Below are 22,572 nucleotides of genomic sequence, written 5' to 3'. Positions count from 1 at the left end.
AATGACGAACTGGATTTTGCAGGAACCTCTAATACTTCAAAGGCTTCAACCACAGAATGACTTTGACTTGACCCTTGCCCTGTATGGACCTTAAACACTTTTTAACAATTTTTACCCACTCGATTACACGAAGACCCAATTATATTATTTCCTTTTACTCAATCCATAACCAAACCACGTGAGGGATGAATCCATGGCAGGAGGTACAAAATCAGTTGACCCTTTTAAATTATTTTTTAAAAATACCAGAGAATTTAAGAAAAATGGAAATTCTCTGTTTTTTATAGGTCTTTGTTTTTTATTTGGTTTTTCTTTATCCGCCTGTGCAGGGTTGCAACAGGATAAGGATCCCTCCTTTCGGCAGAAGGGGATGGCATCCTGGTATGGGGGAAAGTTTCATGGACGTAAGACAGCCAATGGTGAGATTTATAACATGTACGGTTTAACCGCAGCCCATCGTTCTCTTCCCTTCGGAACCTTTTTAAAAGTGACCCATCAAACCTCGGGGAAAAGTGTGAAGGTCAAAATTAATGATCGTGGCCCCTTCGTCCGTGGAAGGTTTTTAGATTTATCCTACGGGGCAGCGAGGGAATTAGGAATGGTCGAAACTGGGATAGCACCTGTTAGAGTCGAGGTTTTTCACCCTAAGAGGGACAAGGGTACCCCTGACCTTTACGAACAAAACTTTACCATACAGGTGGCATCCCTCAGGACTTCCCGTAGTGCAGAACAATTGAAAAAAAGGCTTCTAAAATGGTATGATCCGGTGGTGGTTGAACCCTTTGAGAACCAGGAGGGGAAATTTTTTAGGGTTAGGGTGGGGAAATTTGAAACCTCTCAAGAGGCACATCGCATGGCGAGGAAGCTCATCCGGCATCAAGGTTTAGAGCCCTTTGTAACCTTAACCCAAAATTAGAAACTGGAATTTTTTTTTTATTTTTATTAAGGTTCTTTTTGTCGTGGGAATCAGGTTTAATGGGTGAAAGAGGGTCCTATTTTCTTGGGACAATGTAAAATAAAAAAAAGGGGAAATAGCAATGCAAACGGTTCAAATTTTGGAAAAAGGAATTCAAAAATTAAAAAAAGAAGTAGGTGATCGTCGAAAGGGAACAGAGAATTTCAAAATTGATCTTGCCCTCAGAAATCTCCGAAAGGAATTGAAAAGAAAACAGAGACGGCGAAGAGTGTTATTGGCTCAAGCGGTTGAGGAAAAAAAGGATCCTAAGGTAGAGGCTAAATTGGATTCAAAAGTTGAAGTTCAAAGAGAACCCCAGGGCGAGGCCATAGCAGAGGCAAAAGAGGAAGCTCAGGAGGAGAAAAAGGAGTCAGGTGAAAAAGGTTAAAAAAACAAAAAGAAATTCATTCAGTAGATAAAGGTCGTTTTTCTACTCCCGATGATTCCAGGAAAAAGGAAAATTGAGCAATTTGAAGGTAGTTTTCTTTTGGGTAACCCTCCGGATTTATTCATCAATTAATTGGCTTACTTTTTCCCTCATTTTATCGATTTTTGCAATGACCCTGGAATCAGCCATGGCTGCTTTAGTCTCAAGGGTGGATAATTGGTTGCTTATTTTAATTAGGTTTACCTTCAAGGTTTCGTCTGCCAGTTGAATGGATTTCTCTAATTTTGTTTGGGCTTCTTTGATTTCCCCCTGGGCGTTCCCAAAATTTCTTTTTCGGTGTTCTTCCATAGAGTTATTTAAATGATTTCGGATTTCAACGAGTGTCATTCGAAGGCGAAGTTTGTTGATTTCTTTTTCTAGGACCGAGGTCTTTTTGCCCATTTCCTTTTTAAAACCAATTAGGGAATTGGATATCTCTCCAAGACGGTTGCTGCCTAGGTAAAACCCCCCTCCAAAGGTTAACAAAATCATAAAAAGAACTCCTAAAACTTTAAGCATTGTTTGACTCTCCTCTTCGTATTTTTTCAAATGGGTTCACCACTAAGATCTCATTGGGTTGTTTTAAGATTTTTTAAAGAGATCCATTATGAGGGAAAATGTAATGGGGATCAATAGGATCATTCCCATCAAACCGAGAAGATTTTGAAATTGTTGGGAAAAAAGGTCATGTGTGATTGTGGGTAGAAGGAGGAAAAGAAACGCCATGAGGCCCAGTACCAAACGGAGTCCTAATTTATAAATTTTACCTAAAATTCCCGTTACATCTTCAGAGGTCATTTTTGTTTTAAACTCGCCCCGGCGGGCCTGTTTTAAAAAGTCCTCTAATTGTCTAGGAAGGTGGTAAAGAGTCGAACCCCAATCTTTACCTTGAATCAGAATATTTTCGACCCAATCGTTTTCTCCTTTAATATATTCCTGCGCAAACGGCTTCGCGAGTTCAACCATGTTAAGATCAGGGTTCAATCCCATGTTGATTCCATTCAACATTCCGGCCGTTCTCGCAAATAAAATAAAATGGTTGGGTATTTGTAAAAATGAATGGACTCGTAAAAGTTTCGAAAGATCCTCAGCAACATGGGCCACTGTAATTTCCCGAAATTCCCTTGGAGACATATCTCTGTACTTTTCCATAAAATAAGAGGCCACTTGTTCCAAATCCGAAGGGTTTTCCGTGCGCACAATGAAACCCAGATCCATTAATCCTTGAATGATGGCTTCTGTATCCCGTTGGATGATGGCCATCACGGTTTGTTTTATTGCCTTATCAATAGATGGGGTTATTTTTTGAACCAGGCCAAAATCGACAAAAACCAGGCAGGGTCCTGGTTGAACAAAAATATTTCCGGGATGGGGGTCTCCATGGAAGAAATGGTGTTGGAGGATTTGTTTCATATAGCACTCTACCAAAAGCTGGGCAATGCTTTTGGTGTCCATTCCTTGGGCCATTAACCCATCGAGGTCATTAATCTTGACGCCATCCACAAATTCTAGGGTGAGGACATGGGAGGTGGTATGTTCCCAAATCACCCTCGGAACGATAATTCTGGGATCATCTTTAAAGTTTTTTCCGAAATGGTCTGCGTTACGACCTTCCTGGATATAATTAAGTTCTTCTTTTAGGAGTCTGGAAAATTCATTGTAAAGAAGATTAAAACGCACTTTCTTAAAACGCCATTGAAGTATAAGAGTAACCCACCGAATGGCTTTCAGATCGGTTTTAACAATTTCCTCAATTCCCAAATATTGGACCTTTACCGCCACGTGACGCCCATCCATGAGCCAGGCCTCATGAACCTGTCCAAGGGAGGCAGCCGCTATCGGTTCTTCATTAAATCGGGAAAAGGTGTGTGAAATGTCCTTTCCCAGTTCTATTTGAATGCGATTGGCAATTCCTGGGAAATCTTGTGGAGGAACTTGATCCTGAAGTAAGGCCAGCTCTTGTGTGTACTCCGGGGGCAGAAGATCAACCCGCGTACTCATAAATTGGCCAATTTTGACTAATACCCCTTTGAGTTTGAGAGCGGTTTCCCGCAGTTGCTGGGCTTTGCGGCGATGAAGTTGGCTTAAACGGACGCGTCTCTTTTCGCTATGTGTAAAGAAAAAGAAGATAAAATGAAATTGATAACTGAATAATATATTGAAGGTGAGATACAGAATATGAATCATTCTCCCATGAAGGGAGAGATTGCTCATGAACATACATCCATCCGTTTCAAGATTTTATATTTTCTACCTAAATAAACTTTAAGGGAGGGGTGGGGGAATGTCAATCAATCGGGTTTAACCCTTAGGATGTGTTGGCGACCTTCTAAAGAAGGGTTTCCTGTCTTCAGCACCTCTGGGGTAAGGCGTGGGAAACCAGCGGGAAGCCTTAGGGAACCATTTGAAGAAAATGGCGAGAATGGCAATTTTTGGTCCCTTTTGTGATATTTTGTCGTATTTTAGGATTTGGGGTATTATTATAAGGATTGGGAAAATGCTGGGTGTTTCCCTTTTTCCAGAGAAAACCGGTTGAGGACCCTTCTAGAGGAGGGGTATGACCGTTTTCCCATTCCCAATAAAAAATAAAATTTAGGCCATTTTAAAAAATGTACCAAACCTTTTTCCAGTTTTCCCAACTCCCATTTCAGATTACCCCTAATCCCCGGTTTTTTTATTTGAGCAAAAACCATCAGGAAGCCTTTTCCCATGTGACCTATGGAATCCAGCAACGAAAAGGTTTTGTTTTAATTACCGGAGAGGTGGGAACTGGGAAAACGACCCTTTGCCGCCTTTTATTGGATCATTTGGGTTCCCACGTTAAAACCTCTTTGATTTTTAACCCGAACCTTTCCACCCTTGAACTACTCAAGTCCGTGAATCAAGATTTTGGTTTAGCGGGAAATCAATCATCCAAAAAAGAACTGGTGGATGACCTCAACCAATTTTTACTTAAGGAAATTGGAAGAGGTGGAAATGCGGTTTTGATCATTGATGAAGCCCAAAATCTGACCGTTCAATGCTTGGAAGAAATCCGAATGCTTTCCAATCTTGAAACTGAAAATGAAAAACTCCTCCAAATCCTTTTGGTCGGGCAACCCGAACTCCGGGAAAAGTTGCACCAAACCGAATTGAGGCAACTCAATCAAAGAATTGCCCTTCGGTATCACCTCCTTCCTTTAAACGAAGGGGAAGTGGATGGATACATTGCGTATCGATTGAAAATTGTGAATGGCCGAGAAAGGGCATACTTTACGCCCGAAGCGGTTCAGGATATTCATCGACTGACAGGGGGTATTCCCCGTTTAATCAACATATTTTGTGATAAAGCCTTGCTGGCCGCTTATGTTTCGGAGAGTCACATAATCTCAAGGGATATGGTCAAAGAAGCCGCATCCGAATTAAAGGGTTTAGTCACGAAGGTCTATTCCCCTGACTCGGAAAAAAGAAAAAAGAGGAAATTCATCGAAAGGGAAAAAAGCCAAAAATTCAAAAAAGTTTTTCTTCCTGCTTTCGGGGTGGCGGCCTGTTTCCTCCTTCTTTCCATTCCTTTTTTAGGAAACGGGGAAAATTTTATGGAACTTTCTAACTTTAAATTAGGTGGTTTTGCTATTCCAAAAAAGGTGATCCAACCCTTTCAGGACATTCGGATTTTATCTTCGGAGGAGAATATTCAAGAGGACATTTTCAAACCCGGTGGAGGGGGACACCTCCAGGAAATTTCTTCTTTTTCCCCCATGACCGGGGACAGTCGATGGGATTCCAACGGAATTTTTAGAGAAAATAGTTTGGAAAATACCCGGTTTGCTTCCTGGATCACACTAATGGCATTATGGGACTCCCGCTTTTACACGGACCTTTTTCTAGAGAGTGCCCTGGGGTGGGGTTCGGACCTACAAGGGTTACTGGCGCATTTTGGTTTTGAAAGAACCGTTATACCTTTGAAATGGGATTGGATTCAAATTCTGGATCAACCCGTAATTCTAACCCTGAATCGGGAAGGAAGGGAACAAACCGTTGTATTACGACATATTGCAGGGGGAGAGGTTATAGTGTTGAATCCGATTCGTGGAAAGGAGCAGTTGTCGTTACAGGAGCTGAAAAACCGTTGGGGAAGTCAGGGAGAAATCCTTTGGCAGCCGCTTCGGGGAATCATGTTTCCCTTGGGCATAGGAGATCAAGGCCCCCATGTGGCCAATCTTCAGAATTGGTTAAAAAAAGAAGGGTTTTATACAGCAAAGGTAGATGGACAATTCGGGTGGTTTACCATGGAAGCGATTTTTAAGATTCAAAAAGAATTGGGGCTTCCAGAAAATGGGGATTTTGGAGAGGAAACGGCTCTTTTTTTAACCAAAAAGATCCTTGGAAATAGAGCCCCCTCATTGGAAAAACCTTTGGTCACTGATCCGAAGGATGAACCAGAGTCACCCAACTTGGTCTTCAATGATGCTGGATAAGTTCAATGAGACGGATTTTTATTCCACTTTTAACCTGGTTCAAAAACCGGATTTCCCCCCTACATTCAGTTTCAAAACCCAGAAATTTCAGATCACCAATAACCCACCTCCAAGGCCTTTAAGAGCTGATTTCCCCTTCACTTCTCTAAAAAATAATCACCCATTCCCTGAAGCGCTTTCCTTAAAATCATGGGACGCGATACGAAGCTGGTGACCAGGTGAAAGGGTTCCATATCATAAAAGTAACCCGGGTGAATTAAAATTCGCTTTTGGGTAAGGAGGTCAAGCACCCACTGGTCAGGGTTGGCTTGCTTCCACTGTTTTTTTAATTTTATGGTTAAATAAAAACCCCCTTGAGGGGGGAAAGGACAAAGGTGAGGAAATCGGGAAAGGATCTTGAGGGTTAAATTACGACGTTTTTGGATCTCTTTTGTGAAATTTTTTAAAAATGTTTTCCCCTCCCTGAAAATGTCGCGGACCGCGAATTGTTGAACCTCCCCCACCGGGAGAAAGGTGTCCGATATCATTTCCAATGTTTTCACTGTTTTTTCAACTAAAGACCTTTTTCCCGACACTACCATCCACCCTATTTTGAGTCCGGGCAGGGCAAACATTTTGGAAAAGCCATTGAGGGTAAAAACCAGGGGTGCCTGGGTAGCGGCAGCTCTTGGAAGGTGGGATCGGTCAAAAAGAAACTCACTGAATACCTCATCTGAAATAAGGGGAAGCTGATGCTGCTTAGCCAACGTGGCTATTTTTTCCAAACCGTTTTGGTTGAAAACAATTCCGGTGGGATTGTGGGGTGAAATGAGGATGATCGCCCGGCTTTTTGAGGTGATTTGGGCTTCCACCTCTTCCATAGCAATGGGGTGGTCCGGATCCAAATGCAGGGGATAATAAGTCAAACGGATCCCGCATAAGGCGGCAATGTATTCAAATAGAGGATAGGAGGGTTTTGGGCAAAGAATTTCATCCCCCGGGTTGGCCAAAAGCTGAAAGCAGTACCAGTAGGAAATGCTAGTCCCTGGGGTGAGAAGAATATGGTTTAAATCAAATTCAATTCCTTTAGAAAGATAAAAATCACAAACCGCTTTTCGTGCCATAGCCTGACCTAAGGGGTGAGGGTGGTAGCGTTTGGCCCGATGAGTGGCTTTGGCCAGGATCTTTTTTAAGGTCTTTTGGGGATAAAAGAGGTTTTGATGGCTTACATTACCCGATATCAGATCGATAATGGTTTCACCCTGGGCCACCATCCGATGGTATTCACGATAGAGAGGATTGATGTCTTGGCAAAATGTAGAGGCAAATTGAGAAAACATGAACGGTTTGGAGGGCCAATCTTAAAGAGGAAGAAATACCGGTTTGACCCTTACCCGAGGGTGTTTTATAGAGTTTAAGAGCAACCGGGCCCTTTGACCTCTTTATCCACCGTATCTGGGGTGAGAAGGCGTTCCGAAAAACCTTCTGGGTCTGTTTTTTGGTGATCGAGGATCTCCTGCAATTGGCTCAGAACCTTTTCCCGTGTTGAGAGGCCATATCGGTAGATCGATAAAGGACCAATGAGTTTTAAGTAAAATTGGTTTCCGGCATCATGTTCAGTGGAACAAGCACTGGGTTTTTGTGCTTTTCTGAGAATTTCATCACAGGCTTCGGCAAATTGGGCCAAAACAGGTTCGTTGTGAAGATCCTGTGGGATTTCGGGAAACCGATTTACTAATTCCTGAACCGTCATTTTTGAACTCCATTGAAAACATTTCTATTGGTTCGTTTATACTCATTAAAATCTTACAATCTGCAATATACCATAGTTTCCTTTCCCGTGTCATCCCTTAGAAAATTCGGTTTTGTTTTATTTTTTTCTTCGATGGACCTCTTTGGCTCATTCTGTTTTCCCAATGAGTTCAAAAGGGACTATCCTTTTCGTTCTAAATGAGCGATGGCCTCCAAATGCGGGGTCTGGGGAAAAAGATCAACGGGTTGTATCCTTTTTATGCGGAAATGATTTTGGGTCAAAAGATGGAGATCCCGGGCCAATGTAGATGGAGAACAAGAAATGTAAACGATACTCGGGGGAGCTAAGGCTAAAATATCCTGACATAGCTTTTTGGAAAGGCCTTCCCGGGGTGGGTCCACCAGGAGGGCATCCACTTCTCTGGGAATATCCTGTTTTTTTGGGAGGCCGTAATATAAGTTTGCAGGCTGGAACCGGCAAGATTCAACCTGATTTTGTTTGGCGTTTTGGATTGCATCCTGAATGGCGTGGGGGTTTTCATCCAAACCGGTAACCGTGGCCCCCTCCTGGGCAAGAGGAAGTGAAAAATTTCCCATTCCGGAATACAATTCCAGAACCTTTTTTCCGGCCAAAGGGGACATCCATTTTAAAAGGAGGTCAACCAACAGGTGATTAAGCTCCCAATGGATTTGAACAAAGGTTCGGTCTCCTGCCCGGAAGGAAAAGGTTCCCAATTGGTGAAAAAGGAAATCCAAACCGAGGACTTGCCTGCCTGAGGAGGAGTAAGCAATGAGTCCTTTCAACGGGAGATTAGAACGGAGCGCGTCATAGATGCGTTTTAAGGGAAAGGAAAGGGGGCCTACTGAATAAAGTGACAGCAAAAATTGTTTTTCCGAGGAAGAAAATTGAATGTGAATCCTCCGAAGATTGGGAATGGCCAAGGCGCCTGAAAAGGTATGGGATAAGGTTTTGAGGGTTTCATTGAGCGGGGGTTCCAAAAGTAAACATTCCTCTATCGGAACAATGCGATGGGTGTGGAATTCGTTGTAACCCAGAAGGTTCCGTCCCTCATGGAAACGGACCCGGAGCTGGCACCGATTTCGATAAAAATAAGGGCGTTTAGAGCACACCGTGGGGAAGATGAGAGAAGGACTAATCTTACCAATTCTGTAAAGTGTTTCCTTGAAAATGTTGGTTTTTTCAATGGTCTGATGGGTGTAATCCATGTGTTGAAGATTACATCCCCCGCATACCTGGTAGAACGAGCACGGGGGTTTTATTCGGTGGGGAGAGGGGGAGAGTATCCGGCTTGGGTTTGCTTTAATATAATCTTTTTGACCGTCGTTTGGTTTTATTTCAATTTTTTCACCGGGGAGGGTCCAGGGGACAAAGACCACCTTCCCGTTTAAATAGCCCAATCCCATCCCCCCTTCCACCAACTTCTCAATGTGGATCTCAAAGGTGTCTAAGGGTTCTGGGGAATGTGGGGTTGAAGGTTCCATTTTTTTTATTAAATTGGGTCCATTGAGGGGAGGAGAGAATCCTTCGGATCCCCTATTGTAATTTCAACCTTTGGTTTCTCTAAAATTTTTCATACAATTGCCTGTAGAGGAGGGCGGAGGCTTTCCAGGAAAAGTCCAACTTCATGGCATTCAAAATGAGTTTTTTTCGATGTTGGGGGTTTTTATAACAGTCCAATGCCTGATTGAGGGTGGCTAACAGACTCTCCTTTTCGTAATGGTTGAATAAAAAGCCATGCCCTTTTCCGGTAATGGGATTAAATTCTTTTACCGTGTCTGCCAAACCTCCTGTTTTTCTTACAATAGGAATGGTTCCGTAACGTAGACTGATTAATTGACTGATTCCGCAAGGTTCATACAGGGAGGGCATTAGAAAGAAATCGCACCCAGCATAAATTTGGCGGGCCAGTGTTTCTTGAAACCCGATTCTCACCTGGGTTTTTTGAGGGTATCTTTTCGATAAATTTAATAAAAAATTCTGGTATTGTTTTTCCCCTGCTCCTAAAATAATAAGCTGTAGGTCCAATTTCATCAGTTCATCCACTGCATCGGTGATCAGGTCCAGTCCCTTTTGTCGGGTCAAGCGGGTGACCATTCCGATTAACGGCGTATTTTTTTTGATGGGGAACCCATGCTGGCGTTGCAGTTCTTCTTTATTGATGATCTTTCCCGTCAGGTTTTTTGGATAATAACGCTCTTTCAAGTTTGGGTCTGTTTCGGGATTCCATTGTTGGGTATTGATTCCGTTGAGGATTCCCACCAAATCGTTTGACCTTTTTTTCAGGACGCCTTCTAAACCACTTCCTAAGGGTTTTTTTTGGATTTCTTGGCAATAATTTTGGCTGACGGTGGTCAGATGATCGGCAAAAAGAAGTCCCCCTTTCATCAAGTTAATTTTTCCATAAAACTCCAAACCCTCAAGTGAAAACAGTTCGGGGGGAAGTCCCAGTTTGGAAAAATGGGAAGCCTCAAAAAGCCCCTGGAACCCCAAATTATGGATGGTAAAAACGGTTCGGGTTTCTTTAAAAAAACGGTCCTTGGGGTAAAGGAATTTTAAGTATACCGGTGCAAGGGCGGTTTGCCAATCATGACAATGGATAATATGAGGGATAAAAGAGAGGGTACGGGTTATTTCCAGTGCTGCTCGGTTGAAAAAAGAAAACCGTTCTGCATTATCGGGATAATCTTCTTGGGAATCTCCGTAAAATCCTTCACGTTGAAAATAGGCGGGGGCGTCAATAAAATAAACGGGAAGGGTTTGACCCAAGCGTCCTTCCCAAACCTGGGTGGTGATGGAATCTCCACCGGTTGAAATGGGAAGGGAAGGAATGATGGGGGAATGGGAGTAATGGTCAGGGTGGATACCTTGGTACCGGGGCATCATGATCCGCACGTCAAAACCCAATTCCCGAAGGGCCAAAGGAAGCGACCCCAGGACATCTCCTAAACCCCCCGTTTTTGCAAAAGGAGAGACCTCGGATGATAGCATTAGAATGTTCTTTGGGTTCATCAAGGGAGATTATACGTTGGCCTCTCGAAGAAAGGAAGAGGCTTCCTCGGGGGCGGTGGGGTTGATATAAAATCCGGATCCCCATTCAAAACCAGCGATTCGGGTCAGTTTTGGAATAATTTCAATGTGCCAATGAAAAAACTCTTCAATGTGGTTTTTAATAGGGCAGGTGTGAATCATGAAATTGTAAGGCGGAATATTCAACACTTTATCCATTTTTAAAAGAATCAATTTGATCATTTTTGCAAGGCTCTCAAAATCTGCGGACTGTGAGTGTTCAAAACTTGCGCTGTGTCTTTTCGGAAGGATCCAGGTCTCATAGGGAAATCGCGGGGCAAAAGGGGTCAAAGCAACGAAGTGATTGTTTTCTGCAATGAGCCGACGCCCAGAATCTAGTTCCTGCCGAACAATATCACAAAAAATGCATCGCTCTTTATACTCAAAGTAATGAGATGCCCCATCAATTTCTTCGGAAACCTGCCGGGGAACAATGGGAAGCGCAATGAGTTGTGAATGACCGTGTTCCAGTGTCGCCCCTGCAACCTCTCCCTCATTTTTGAAAATGAGGATATATTTAAACCGTTGATCTTTAGTTAAATCCATTATTCGATCCCGGTAGGCCCAAAAGATATCTTCAATTTTTTTTAAGGGAAGGTTGGCCAATGAGGTGTGATGGTCTGGGGTTTCAATAATAACTTCATGGGCCCCGATCCCGTTCATTTTATCGTAAAGGCCTTCGCCGGATTTGTCCTGCTGCCCTTCAATTTGAAGCGCTGGGAATTTGTTGGGAACGACGCGAAGGCTCCAGCCGGGGCCATTGGGGATACTTCCTATTTCGCGAAAGGAAAGAATTTCAGGGGGGGTGGAGGATTCATTTCCCGGGCAAAAAGGGCAAAACAGACTTTTTCCTTTTGTTTGTTCCGGCTGAAAATCGGAGGGCCTTTTTCCCCGTTCCGATGAAATAATGACCCATCTCCCGGTGATGGGATCTTTTCTTAATTCAGGCATTTAGACTCCTTAGAAAAATATACACCGGGGTTCCAAAAAATGCAACGCGTTGGAAGTGTAGAGTGGGAGGATTTTTTTAAGAAAAAAAGGGAAGGGTAAATTTAGTGTAAACTATTTAGTTTTTTTTTGAAAGAGGCTGAGTTATGTTGCAAGGAAAGTTGCTTTTGAATCAGCTGGTTTTACTTGGGGATTTTCCTAGGGCCCGGTATAACGGCTGACTCCCCCATAGGTTCCGAACCATTTTGCTCCGTCTTCATCAATGGCCACAGCAAAAACGCTGTTGGAAAGCAAACCGTCCATGGTTTGAAATGTTTTAAAGTTTTTTCCGTCATAACGGCTGACCCCATTATTCGTCCCGATCCAAAGGATTCCATTGGGATCCAAGGCAATGGCATTAACCGTATTTCCTGCTAAACCATCCTGGGTGGTGTAATTTTTCCACTTTTTCCCATCAAATCGGCTTAACCCTCCTCCCCAGGTCCCAAACCATTTTATTCCTTTTTGATCGATTACCGAACTCACAATATAATTGGGGTTATATCCGGAGGCCCCTTTCCCTTCCTGCAGATGGTGCCCTTGTGGGAGTTGAGGGGCTCCTTTTTCTTCTTCTCGTATGAGGCTCTCAACTGCCCCTAACCCGTCCTGATGGGTCCACACGTCCCAATTTTTACCGTCATAACGGTTGACCCCTCCTTCGGTTCCAAACCAAAGTGACCCATCCCGATCCACGTTAATGGTGTAAACCCATTTATCTACCATTCCATCTCCGGTAGAGAGGGTTTTAAACACCTTACCATCGAACCGACTCACGCCTTTCCAAGTGGCCACCCAAAGAACTCCTCCTGGATCAAAAAGGGCCGAATAAACCCATAAGTCCCCCAGTCCTTCCCCAGGGGAATAGCTGACCCATTGGGGGCCATAATGGGTTGTGCCTCTCCCATAGGGGGTAAACACCCGCCACTGTTCATCATCATAATACTGTAATCCCCCTCCGTAAGTTCCGATCCACTTTCCCCCATCCGGACCCACTAAAATGGAAACAATAATATTATTCATGAGACCATCTTTGGTGGTAAATACTTTGTAGCTTTCATTCTTTTTATGAAATCGGATCAGGCCGTTGGTGGTTCCGATCCATAGGTTGTCCCCATCAGGGGCAAGACCCCGGATTAAAGCACCGATGGCCCAACTGGTCCATGGTAAAATGTGTCCGGGAGGAACTTCCATTTCTTCAAAGGGTTCTTCCCCCCCGACGGATACTGAAACAGAATTCTCATTGGGGCCTGGAGCCGAGGGAAAAGACTCCTTAGAGGGGTTGGAATTTTTTTCAGGCGAGGCAGAAGGGGTGGTATTTGATTGATTGGTACATCCCGTTAAAATAGTTAAAAAAGATAAAAAAATGAAGAGGGTTAAAAGCCGGGTTGAAAGGAGCCTAGCCTTCACCCCATTTAAGTTTCTTTCGAAGAACTTCATAATAATTTTTTTCCGGAGATCGGACTAATTGAACCCTATGCTTTCCCCTTGAAATTTCCAGGAGGTCCCCTGGAAAAAGCTCGAACCCTACCTGTCCGTCGATTATGGTCAGAGGGCCTTTTTCCTGTGTTTTTAATATGACTTCCACCCTTGCGCTCAATGGGATCACCACGGGGCGATTGGTTAACATATGGGGAGAAATGGGAGTGAGCAGAAGGGCTTCCACGGAGGGATGAAGGATAGGCCCTCCTGCAGAAAGGGAGTAGGCGGTGGAACCCGTTGGGGTAGAAACGATCAAGCCATCTCCTCGAATGGATGTAATTAAATCCCCGTTGGTCCGTATTTCTAAAGAAATCATTCGAACCAATGTTCCTTTGCTCACAACGATATCATTGAGCGCATTGGATTCCGCTACCTTTTTTCCATTTCGCATAATTTGAATTTGAAGTAAAACCCTTTCATCGATCACATAATTATTGGTAAAAATCTTTAAAAGAATGGGCTGAATTTCTTCCAGGGTGACCTCGGTTAAGAAGCCTAGCCCTCCAAAATTAGCACCCAGAATCGGAACGTCAAACCCGGCGGCTAAGCGCGCTACCCCTAGCAGGGTTCCATCCCCTCCCAAAACAATTATCAAATCCACCATGGATGGGATTTTTGATTTAGGGTGAGGTGAGTGCCCACCCCCCAATTGGGCGGTTTCCTCGTCAATGATAACTTCCTTCCCCTGTTCGGAAAGCCATTGAACCAGGGAATTCAATATATCTTTGACCCCGGTGGCCTGGGGTTTTACAATGATTCCAATTTTTTTCACGGGGTTTTGGTTTTCTCCCTTGATGACCATCGTTAAAATCATATTCTCAGGCAATATCAGATGTCAATAAAATTTGGTTTTTAAGATTTTGATTGAAATCTCAAAGACTTCTCATTTGACAATCATAACCCTTCATGCTATATATTTTCTAAATGAAAATTCTTTCAATCCTTCGATTTTAAACTCGGGATTGGTCCTCTTCCATAGCCTTATGATTCCCGTTAAACGCATCATGACAAAACAAATTGTTCAGGTGAAAGTTGGAACAACCGTTCAAGAAGCAGCCCAACTCATGAAAGAAAAAAGCATTGGAAGTCTACTGATTCGAAAGGAACATGAGATTTTGGGGATCGTAACCGAAATGGATATTGTCCAGAAAGTCGTCGCAAACGGGTCCGATGCTTCTGCAACCCGTGTTGAGAATGTAATGAGCAGTCCGTTATTGACCATTGAACCGGAAAAATCCGTTGTAGATGCCAATGATCTGATGGATCAACATCGTGTGCGTCATCTTGGTGTAACCGAGGGGGATCAGATTGTTGGAATTGTGTCTGTCCGCGATTTGCTTCACCCCCTCTATATTGTCGAAGAGGAAGATTCTTAAAAATGTTTCATTTAAATAAACGCTCCACTTTCAGCAGATACAAAGCTCTGGGTTTCGGGGGTCTTTTCCTTTTAATCTTTTTTGTGATTCCTATTTCATTATGGGCGACCCATGAAATAGACCATCGATTTAAAGTATATGGAACTATAAAAGATCAACAGGGAAACCCTTTGGTGGATGGAAAGGTTATCGTGGTGGCCAAGCGAAATGGGGCGGGTTCCACCGTTTTCACCAATAAGGATGGTTATTATGATGTTATTATTCATCTTCATAATGAGGATGTAGGGGATACGGTTGAAGTCTCCGCGGTAGGGCAAAAAAAAGAAGTCATCGTTTCTTTTGATCCAAGCGACCGGACTACGGAACGAAGGGTGCAAATCGATTTTGATGCAAGCGTTCCTGAAAAAAAGACAGAGATTCCGGTTTGGTTATATGCCATTGCGGTGATATTGGTAATCGGAGTCGTTTATTTCTTTGGATTTCTAAAAAAGAAGAAAAATCCTTCTCAAAACAAGCAAAAAAAGTCCTCTAAAAAAGAGTCCTAAACAATTCTTTTTATTCCTTTTTAGGTAAATCAATCCCGCGTTTTTTCTCTCCTTAAAAATTTCTTGACATCTATTTTTCCCTATGATATTTTTCGACCTCTTTCAGATGGATAAAGAGGGAATCTTAATTCGGTTAAATTTTAAAGAGGAATTTAGATGATCCATTTAAATATTTTTAATTGTTTGAGGAAAACAGGCTCATTAAATACAAAAGATATTGCGGTATCTGGTTAGGTCTGATAGCGAATGATGGAGAAGGCGGGTGCACGGTAGATGTGGGTGGGTTACTAACAAAAAATTCAGCCTCCCAAACCCCAATGATGCTTTCCCTAGGCGCATAAGATTTTAATTCATTTATAAGGAAAAGTGTCCTCGTCAAACAGAAAACTCCACTAAACCTCAGAAAAAATACAACTTTTAAAGAAAGGAGTCTGTGTAAGCGAATGAAGACGATGAGATTTTTTGTTTTAAGTGCCATCTTCCTCTTTTCAGGGATCATTGGTGTGGGCTGTTCTGGAGGAGGAGAAGGCCCTATTCAACCTCCACCCCCAGTTCCTGCGGCTTATGCGGATAAGCATATGCCTGATGGGTGGTGGACCGACCCGGAAATTATTGAAAAAGGAAGGCTCCTCTTTACTGGGGAAGAAAATCCAGATGTGAATTGCGCAAGCTGCCATGGTAAAGATGGAAAACCGGTCAAGCGTGGGGCGAGGGATTTCCGTGTTCAAGACCGGATGAAACTCTATTCTGACAGCGCCTGGTTCTGGAGAGTGTCGGAAGGGGTTCCCCGAACGAAAATGAAACCATGGAAAGAAAAGCTTAGTGAGGAAGAGATTTGGAAGGTTATGGCCTACGAGCATGCTTTTTCTCATGGGGGAACACCATCGCCCCATGATGATTTCACCACTGAATTTACTCCTGAAACAGCATCGGCTAAATAAATGAAAAAGTGGGCCGGAATATTTTGCGGGTTAACTGTTTTTGCCGTGTTGGCGGTAGGGGTTGTATATGCCCAACCCCCTGACCCCAAACCGATTGATTTTCCGTATATCGGAAACCGTACAGCAGTTTGGATTGCTGCGCAGCTTCATATCCTCTTTGCAGCTTTTATTTTGGGGGCCCCAATCTTTGCGGTAACCTGTGAATGGTTGGGAAAGAGGAAAGGAGATCTCCGGTATGACCGGCTTGCCAGAGAAGTCATCAAGGTGACGGCCATACTGTATAGCATGACAGCTTTAACCGGTGGTCTTTTTGTGATGATCGCCCTGGCCCTTTATCCTCATTTCTTTTCCTGGCTCACCTCTCTTTTCTTTCCCATTTTTGCCATTGCATACCCCCTCCTATTTATTGCAGAGACCATTGTCCTGTATTTTTATGTGTACACGTGGGATTCCTTGTCAGGGGATAAAAAGGGGCGTCATATTGCAATCGGGGTCTTATTGAATATTATTGGAACAGTAACACTTTTTGCTATTGACGGCCCTACCTCATTTATGAATACCCCCCCGGATGTCCCCGAAGGGCTGGATATGGACAGGCGGATCTTTGTGGATACCGCCGCTTCGGTTTGGCAGTTAATGTATAACCATAGTTGGATGCCGTTAAACCTCCACCGACTCATTGGGAATATCACGTTTGGTGGGTTTATCACTGGGCTAATTGCTGCTTATATGTACATGTTTGCAAAAACAGAGAAGGAAAAAGCCCACTATGATTGGATGGGCTATATCGGAAATTTAATCGGGGTAGGCGCACTACTCTTTCTTCCTCTGTTTGGATACATCCTCGCTGCGGAGTTTTTTGATTTTGATGCCTCCATTGGGCCCTATATGATGGCGGATCAGCTTTCCATGTTTTTTGAGATGCAAGGAGCCATGGTGGGTTTAATTTTCTTGGGCAGTAACTATTATATTTGGCTTTCCATGAAGCGGATCACTGGGGCTGAACGATTTACGACGGTGGTCAAAGTGGGATTTGCCATTGTGTTGGTGGGCAATGCCATTTGGATGACCCCCCATGGGTTTGCCGCTACCCAGTTTATGGCTACAGAGGAGACTGAGCTTCCCTCTGAATGGGGTTTCCTAGCATTGATGCCCGCGAAAAATACCGCTGCCCTCCTGATTGTTTTGGTGACCATCGTCAACTATATCTTGTACAACCGGGCCATTCGGACAGGGACCATTCAGTGGGGTAAGATCGATTTTACTTCCCAGTTTGTATTGATTTTCCTTGCTCTATCGGTTATTTGGACCATGGGTCTCATGGGAACGGTTCGTTCCCTGGTTCGAAAGTATTTTCATGTGTATCTAATTCTTCCCGATTTTACGGAGGAGTCTTTTACCCCTACCCTGGCCTATTCCAGTATTCTGATTACCATTTTGACCCTTGTATTTTTTGCTGTGGTGACATTGGCCATTTGGTTGAGCCTTAAGGTGGGCGGAGAAGCAAAGGCAAAATAATCAAAAGAAGGACTTGAAAGAGATGGACCATCCAAAAAGTTGGTTTGAAATCCTAAAGTGGAAAGTGATTGCCTCCGTGATCATTGGCGTTGGCCTTTTTTTTGGTTCCGGTTTATTAGGGTTTGCTTTCGTCTTTCAGGCCATGTTTGCTTTCTATGCGCTTTTGGGATTAATGGTTTTTGTCCTGTTGGATAAGCCCCCCATGAAGGAATTTTCGGGGGTAAAAGCGACCATTGGAATAGCCGTATTTTTCATCGTTTGTACTGCGGTGTTTACCGTCGCCGCAAACCTTCTTCCACAATATGATCCTGAGTGGGAAAAAGGAAAAATTGCAAAAATCCTTAAAAAATACGAAGGTTCTCAAGCGGTGTCTCTTCATGATCTTTATGCAAAATCGCAGGAATTAACGGAAAAAGCAGATACCCTACTCGTCAGGTTAGAACAGTTGGAGGGGGGTGGGGATCTTAAACTCAATTTAGAAGATATTATGAAAAAAAAACGGAAACCCGGGGAAAAACTGAGTCCCGAAGAAACCATCGCTTACGGCGCGGAGGTGTATGACCTTTATGAGTGTTATAACTGCCACAAGATCGGGGGAAAAGGGGGAACTAAAAAGCGGGGACCCAAAATGGATAATATTGGAAATATCGTTCCTGCAGAGGAAATTAAAAGGAAAGTTTTTGAGCCTAATTTCGCTTATTCCGAGGGGTTTGAGAAGGAACATAAAAAGGAGACCATGCCCGATAATTATTCCGAGCTAATGGATGAATCCGAGTTAGATGCGCTCGTTGCCTACCTTCTCACTTTGAAAAACCCCAAAGTGGATACGCCTAAGTTGATTCACCACGATCATAACAAACATTAATATTCAAATAAATTATGTCCATTAAAATTAAATTCAAAGTCAGATGTGGTGATGAAGAGGTCGGTGAAATTTCAAGGGTTATCGCCGATCCTATTACCAAAAATATCAGCCACATTGTGGTTCGGGGAAGAAGCCAGGAATGGGTGGTCCCTTTTAATTTGGTTGCGGTGGAGGGAGAACATGCGGTTTTAAGTTGTTCTTCATCGGAGTTTTCAAATTTTCCCAAGCTGAAACGGGAGAATTTTGTCCAACTCAGTGAAGTTGAAATTGCGGGATTGGAGCGCCGGATGGAGGAGGTTTCCCCCGGTGAGACACTGGTTCCCCTTCCAGAACTGGAAAAAGATTTGTCCCGACGTTCTTTTTTTATGAAGTTTACCCATGCCATTGGGGTTGTGATTGCCCTTCCCCTGGTTTACCCCATTATTCGGTATCTGATTCACCCACTCTATCAACCATTTAATAACTCCTGGTTTACCGTTGCAAGGGCACAACAATTTCCAGAAACGGATGTTCCAAAACTTGTCCATTTCGAGCGTGAAATTAAAGAGGGCTACCTGGTCCGGAAATTTAAAAAGTCTCATTGGGTGGTTAGGACATCGGATAATCTCAAAGAAAAGGTGATCAACCTAAGAGAGAAACTCTACGGAAGCAAAGCCCTGGAGTTTCATGGTACCGATGGAAAGGTGATTTGGGAGAATGATGCAGATTCTGAATTCACCGTTTTCTCTGGAAAATGTCCACATTTAGGTTGTGCTTACCGCTGGAAAGAAAATCATAAACGCTTTGGAAGGGTGTTTTGGTGCCCCTGCCACCTCAGCATTTATGGCCCAGACGGGGAAGTGCTGGATGGACCTGCCCCCCGTCCCCTCGATATAATGCCCACCAAAGTGAGTCCCGGGGGAACCGTAGAGGTGATTGACGCCGAATATAAGGCGGGACGGACTCACGTTATCCGGATTTTATAGCTCATGTTTGAAAAGATTTATAACTGGGTTGACGAGCGGATTGATTTAAAACAGCTCCAAGCCAAGATGCTCAACGAGCCCATCCCTGGTGGGGCCCGGTATGCCTATACCTTCGGATCCTGCCTTCTGTTTATTTTTTCCCTTCAAGTCCTCACGGGCATCATGCTCATGTTTTATTACACCCCCTCTGCCGATCATGCCTATGATAGCACCCAATACATTATTAACGAACTTCCCTATGGCTGGTTTATCATCAGCTTTCATTTTTGGGGATCATCGGCCATGGTGATCATGGCGGTCATTCATATGTCTCAGGTTTTTTTGTGGGGGGCCTACAAAAAACCACGGGAGATGGTTTGGTTGGTGGGTTTGGTTCTTCTAAGTTTGGTCTTGGGCTTCGGTTTTACGGGTTACCTGCTTCCGTGGGATCAGCGGGCTTATTGGGCAACCACGGTTGGCGTGGAAATTTTTGACAAAATTCCTATTTTGGGCGATTTCATGGGAAGGTTTTTAAAAGGGGGGGCTATTCCAGGAGCCCAAACCTTGAACCGTTTTTATGTGATTCATGTCATGATTCTTCCCCTTTCTCTTATGGGATTGGCTGGATTGCACGTGTTTTTATTCCGAAGGGCTGGTCCCGCAGGTCCTTTTAAGGGTTCCAAGGAGGAACTTGAAAAAAAATCCGAGTATTTCTTTCCCACTCAGGTTTATAAAGATATTGTGGCCATGGGAGTGGTGTTTGTCCTGATTGTTTTAATGACCTTTATCGAGCCTGTTCATTTAATGGAAGAAGCTTCTCCAGAGGCCTCGGATTTTAACCCCGAGCCCGAATGGTATTTTCTGTTCCTGTTTCAACTTTTGCGCATTCCCATTTTTTCGGGAGAATTCGGGAGTTTTATGGGAGCGGTTGGAATTCCCGGCCTTTTTGCCTTGGTTTTGGTTCTTCTTCCGTTTCTTAACGTAAGCCCTGAACGTCATCTCAAGAAACGCCCTTTCGCCATTATGGGATGGAGCCTAACCATGATTTCAATTGCTGTTCTCACATGGCTGGCTATTCTCAGTCGAGAGAACCATTAAATGAAACTGGAAGGGGAAAATATAAAAAAACCTTTGGAAATCAAATTTGAAATAGGGGCTGGGGGTTTGATTCCATGAGTATTCCAAAAGACCAGGGGTTAACCCTCACCGTTTTTTTGAGCATTTCTCTTTTTACGGTTTTTTTGTTTTGGATTTTTTTGCCTGTGCATTTCAGCAAACATCAGGAAGGGGATGAAGAAGAGGTAATTAAGGTGCTTGAGCCTGAAGAAGCTATTTTGACGGTCGAAGGGATTTTAACTCAAGTGGAAGAAAACATAGTAGAAAAGGAAAAAGAGGGAAAAGAAAAGAACCCAAAGGAAAAAGATTCCCAAAAGGGGGGTGACAAATGAAACGGTTTAAAAACATTTTCACTGTTTTTAACCCCTTGCATATGGCAGGTTTTGCTTTTTTATTAGGGCTTATGGTTTTAGCGGAACCGAGCCTTGCCCAAGAAGAAGCCGCAACAGGTCCTGCCTATAATGATATTCCCTTTATCGGAAGCCGCAACCTCATTTGGATTATTGCTCAAATCCATCTCCTGTTTGCGGGTTTTGTTTTGGGTGTGCCGATCTTTGCCCTTATTTGCGAGTTCATCGGATTTCGAACAGGGGATATGCGGTTTGACAAACTGGCGAAGGAATTCACCAAACTACTTACCGCGTCTTATGCAACAACGGCTCTTTTTGGAGGAATCCTCCTCTTCTTATTGATTGGGCTTTATCCCAAGTTCTTTACATACTTATCGGATATTTTCTTCCCTTCCTATGTGGTCTACGGCATTCTTTTTCTTTTAGAAACACCGGTTCTTTATCTTTATTGGTATGGCTGGGATGCCATGATGAACCGAAAATGGCTCCATCTTTTCCTGGGGTTGATGCTCAATGTCTTCGGTTTTTATATCATGATTACCGCAAACGCCTGGGCCACCTTCCAGGCGAGTCCTGTGGTCCTTCCCGAAGCCATGAATGCCATGGAAAAAGCCTGGGCGGCTGTTCATAACCCCACCTGGTGGCCTGTCAATATTCACCGTTTTATTGCAAATATCGTTTTGGGTGGATTTATTTGCGGTGCCTATGCTGGGATCCGATATCTGGGGGCCAAGACTCAGGAGGAGAGAGAACACTACGACTGGATGGGTTATATTGGGAACTTCATCGGGATTTTTGGGCTTCTCCCCCTTCCCTTTGCAGGATACTGGCTGATGCGGGAGGTTTATGAATACAACCAGCAAATGGGGATTACCCTCATGGGCGGATTTCTTTCTTGGTTGTTTATTCTTCAAGCCATCTTAATTGGGGTCCTCTTTATTGGGGCCAACTATTATTTTTGGACCGGATTGGTGTATCGAATTGAAGGTGGTGGAATAAAATATCGGAAATATATGTTGATGATGCTTTCCATTCTCATCGTCTGTCTGGCGGTGTGGATGACCCCCCACAGCCTTGTGGCCAGCCTTGAGGAAGCGAGAAAGTTGGGTGGAACCCACCATCCGATTTTGGGGGTTTTCGGGGTGATGTCCGCAAAACTCACCGTTGTGAATATTATGATTCTGGTTACCTTTATCAGCTTTCTGATGTATTGGCGGGCGGGTAAGGAACCCATCGTAAAATGGTTCAAAGTGGCCGATTGGTTGCAGTACCTGTTGTTCGGTGGTGCAGTGATTGGGGTGATTGTTCTTGGGGTTTGGGGGTATTTTGTCCCGGCCATTGTCCGAATTAACCAGTTTTCGGTTGCGCAAGTTCTTATTGTTTTATTTGTCCTCATTTCCGTTACCCCATTGACGGGGGCTCTTTTAAAAAGCGCGAAGATGACCACTAAAATGACCTGGGGACGGATGCCAGCCCGAGCTCAGTACTGCCTGGTTTTAAACGCGGTCATTGTCATTTTAACCATGACCTTAATGGGTTATGCCCGATCAGCCTCTCGGGTTCACTGGCATATTTACGGGGTGATGCGAGATATGACCCCCTATGCCTATTCACCGGCTTTGGGTCATGCGGGCGCTTTTATGGCGCTTTGTACCTTTATATTTTGTTTGCTGGTGGCATTTATCTTTTGGGTTGCTTCCCTGGCTACCCAAAAAGGGGGGGAGAAAAAGCCTTACACAGGTCTCCAGGAAGGTGCAATGGCGGAGGCAAAAGATTCTGTCTGAGCTTTATTT

Annotated in this window: 21 protein-coding genes; 12 read left to right on the top strand and 9 right to left on the bottom strand. The window is 43.8% G+C overall.

Features of this window, described 5'->3' with window-relative positions:
- Positions 1-193: 193 nt before the first annotated feature.
- Together VGB26_02045 and VGB26_02040 are read left to right on the top strand one after the other, a co-directional pair.
- Positions 194-916, top strand: coding sequence for a septal ring lytic transglycosylase RlpA family protein (locus VGB26_02045; GenBank protein HEX9756566.1), 723 nt, complete (start codon positions 194-196; stop codon positions 914-916).
- A 121-nt stretch (positions 917-1,037) separates the two neighbouring features.
- Complete coding sequence (locus tag VGB26_02040; GenBank protein HEX9756565.1) at positions 1,038-1,343, top strand: hypothetical protein; 306 nt, start codon at positions 1,038-1,040, stop codon at positions 1,341-1,343.
- A gap of 117 nt (positions 1,344-1,460) precedes the next feature.
- Here VGB26_02040 and VGB26_02035 read toward each other — a convergent pair whose 3' ends face one another.
- On the bottom strand, positions 1,461-1,901 hold the full coding sequence (locus VGB26_02035; protein HEX9756564.1) for a hypothetical protein: 441 nt from the start codon (positions 1,899-1,901) through the stop codon (positions 1,461-1,463).
- A 63-nt stretch (positions 1,902-1,964) separates the two neighbouring features.
- Positions 1,965-3,596: an AarF/ABC1/UbiB kinase family protein gene (locus VGB26_02030; GenBank protein HEX9756563.1), complete on the bottom strand. Its 1,632-nt coding sequence runs from the start codon at positions 3,594-3,596 to the stop codon at positions 1,965-1,967.
- 464 nt (positions 3,597-4,060) lie between these two features.
- Here VGB26_02030 and VGB26_02025 point away from each other — a divergent pair, with 464 nt between their 5' ends.
- Entirely contained in the window at positions 4,061-5,839 is a 1,779-nt protein-coding gene (locus tag VGB26_02025) for an AAA family ATPase (GenBank protein HEX9756562.1), read from the top strand.
- Between the two features lie 137 nt (positions 5,840-5,976).
- On the opposite strand, the gene VGB26_02020 is transcribed toward VGB26_02025, so the two are convergent.
- The 7 genes from VGB26_02020 to VGB26_01990 all read right to left on the bottom strand — a co-directional run bounded on the left by VGB26_02020 (position 5,977) and on the right by VGB26_01990 (position 13,896).
- Positions 5,977-7,158, bottom strand: a complete 1,182-nt coding sequence (locus tag VGB26_02020; protein ID HEX9756561.1) for a pyridoxal phosphate-dependent aminotransferase — start codon at positions 7,156-7,158, stop codon at positions 5,977-5,979.
- A 74-nt stretch (positions 7,159-7,232) separates the two neighbouring features.
- The gene (locus tag VGB26_02015) at positions 7,233-7,571 is read right to left on the bottom strand and encodes a hypothetical protein (protein ID HEX9756560.1); all 339 of its coding nucleotides are present in this window, start codon (positions 7,569-7,571) and stop codon (positions 7,233-7,235) included.
- Between the two features lie 179 nt (positions 7,572-7,750).
- On the bottom strand, positions 7,751-9,073 hold the full coding sequence (locus VGB26_02010) for a class I SAM-dependent RNA methyltransferase (GenBank protein HEX9756559.1): 1,323 nt from the start codon (positions 9,071-9,073) through the stop codon (positions 7,751-7,753).
- Positions 9,074-9,152: 79 nt separating this feature from the next.
- Positions 9,153-10,580, bottom strand: coding sequence for a glycogen synthase GlgA (gene glgA, locus VGB26_02005; protein ID HEX9756558.1), 1,428 nt, complete (start codon positions 10,578-10,580; stop codon positions 9,153-9,155).
- Positions 10,581-10,610: 30 nt separating this feature from the next.
- Positions 10,611-11,609, bottom strand: a complete 999-nt coding sequence (galT, locus tag VGB26_02000; protein ID HEX9756557.1) for a galactose-1-phosphate uridylyltransferase — start codon at positions 11,607-11,609, stop codon at positions 10,611-10,613.
- Between the two features lie 195 nt (positions 11,610-11,804).
- Positions 11,805-13,052 (bottom strand): two-component regulator propeller domain-containing protein, encoded by a 1,248-nt coding sequence (locus VGB26_01995; GenBank protein HEX9756556.1) that lies wholly within the window; start codon positions 13,050-13,052, stop codon positions 11,805-11,807.
- Positions 13,042-13,896 (bottom strand): NAD(+)/NADH kinase, encoded by an 855-nt coding sequence (locus VGB26_01990; GenBank protein ID HEX9756555.1) that lies wholly within the window; start codon positions 13,894-13,896, stop codon positions 13,042-13,044. The genes VGB26_01995 and VGB26_01990 overlap by 11 nt, the downstream gene beginning before the upstream one ends.
- A 232-nt stretch (positions 13,897-14,128) precedes the next feature.
- Between VGB26_01990 and VGB26_01985 the strand changes: the two genes are divergently transcribed.
- From VGB26_01985 to VGB26_01945, 9 genes are all read left to right on the top strand, one after another.
- Entirely contained in the window at positions 14,129-14,500 is a 372-nt protein-coding gene (locus VGB26_01985; protein ID HEX9756554.1) for a CBS domain-containing protein, read from the top strand.
- A gap of 2 nt (positions 14,501-14,502) precedes the next feature.
- Entirely contained in the window at positions 14,503-15,045 is a 543-nt protein-coding gene (locus VGB26_01980; protein ID HEX9756553.1) for a carboxypeptidase-like regulatory domain-containing protein, read from the top strand.
- A gap of 443 nt (positions 15,046-15,488) precedes the next feature.
- Positions 15,489-15,986 carry a cytochrome c gene (locus VGB26_01975; protein ID HEX9756552.1) on the top strand — a complete coding sequence of 166 codons (498 nt, stop codon included), beginning with the start codon at positions 15,489-15,491 and terminating at the stop codon, positions 15,984-15,986.
- Positions 15,987-17,504, top strand: a complete 1,518-nt coding sequence (locus VGB26_01970) for a cytochrome ubiquinol oxidase subunit I (protein ID HEX9756551.1) — start codon at positions 15,987-15,989, stop codon at positions 17,502-17,504. It begins immediately after the preceding gene.
- 22 nt (positions 17,505-17,526) lie between these two features.
- The gene (locus VGB26_01965; GenBank protein ID HEX9756550.1) at positions 17,527-18,369 is read left to right on the top strand and encodes a c-type cytochrome; all 843 of its coding nucleotides are present in this window, start codon (positions 17,527-17,529) and stop codon (positions 18,367-18,369) included.
- 14 nt (positions 18,370-18,383) lie between these two features.
- A complete protein-coding gene (locus tag VGB26_01960) occupies positions 18,384-19,334 on the top strand; it encodes a ubiquinol-cytochrome c reductase iron-sulfur subunit (GenBank protein HEX9756549.1) in 951 nt (316 codons plus the stop codon).
- A gap of 3 nt (positions 19,335-19,337) precedes the next feature.
- Complete coding sequence (locus VGB26_01955; GenBank protein HEX9756548.1) at positions 19,338-20,411, top strand: cytochrome bc complex cytochrome b subunit; 1,074 nt, start codon at positions 19,338-19,340, stop codon at positions 20,409-20,411.
- 74 nt (positions 20,412-20,485) lie between these two features.
- Positions 20,486-20,761 carry a hypothetical protein gene (locus VGB26_01950; protein HEX9756547.1) on the top strand — a complete coding sequence of 92 codons (276 nt, stop codon included), beginning with the start codon at positions 20,486-20,488 and terminating at the stop codon, positions 20,759-20,761.
- Complete coding sequence (locus tag VGB26_01945; protein HEX9756546.1) at positions 20,758-22,563, top strand: cytochrome ubiquinol oxidase subunit I; 1,806 nt, start codon at positions 20,758-20,760, stop codon at positions 22,561-22,563. Before VGB26_01950 ends, VGB26_01945 begins: the two co-directional genes overlap by 4 nt.
- Positions 22,564-22,572: the final 9 nt, after the last annotated feature.

Source organism: Nitrospiria bacterium (assembly GCA_036397255.1).
In the GTDB taxonomy this organism is placed as follows: Bacteria; Nitrospirota; Nitrospiria; order DASWJH01; family DASWJH01; genus DASWJH01.
The sequence above is the reverse complement of the archived record's forward strand: the minus strand, read 5'-3'. Positions and strand labels throughout refer to the sequence as shown.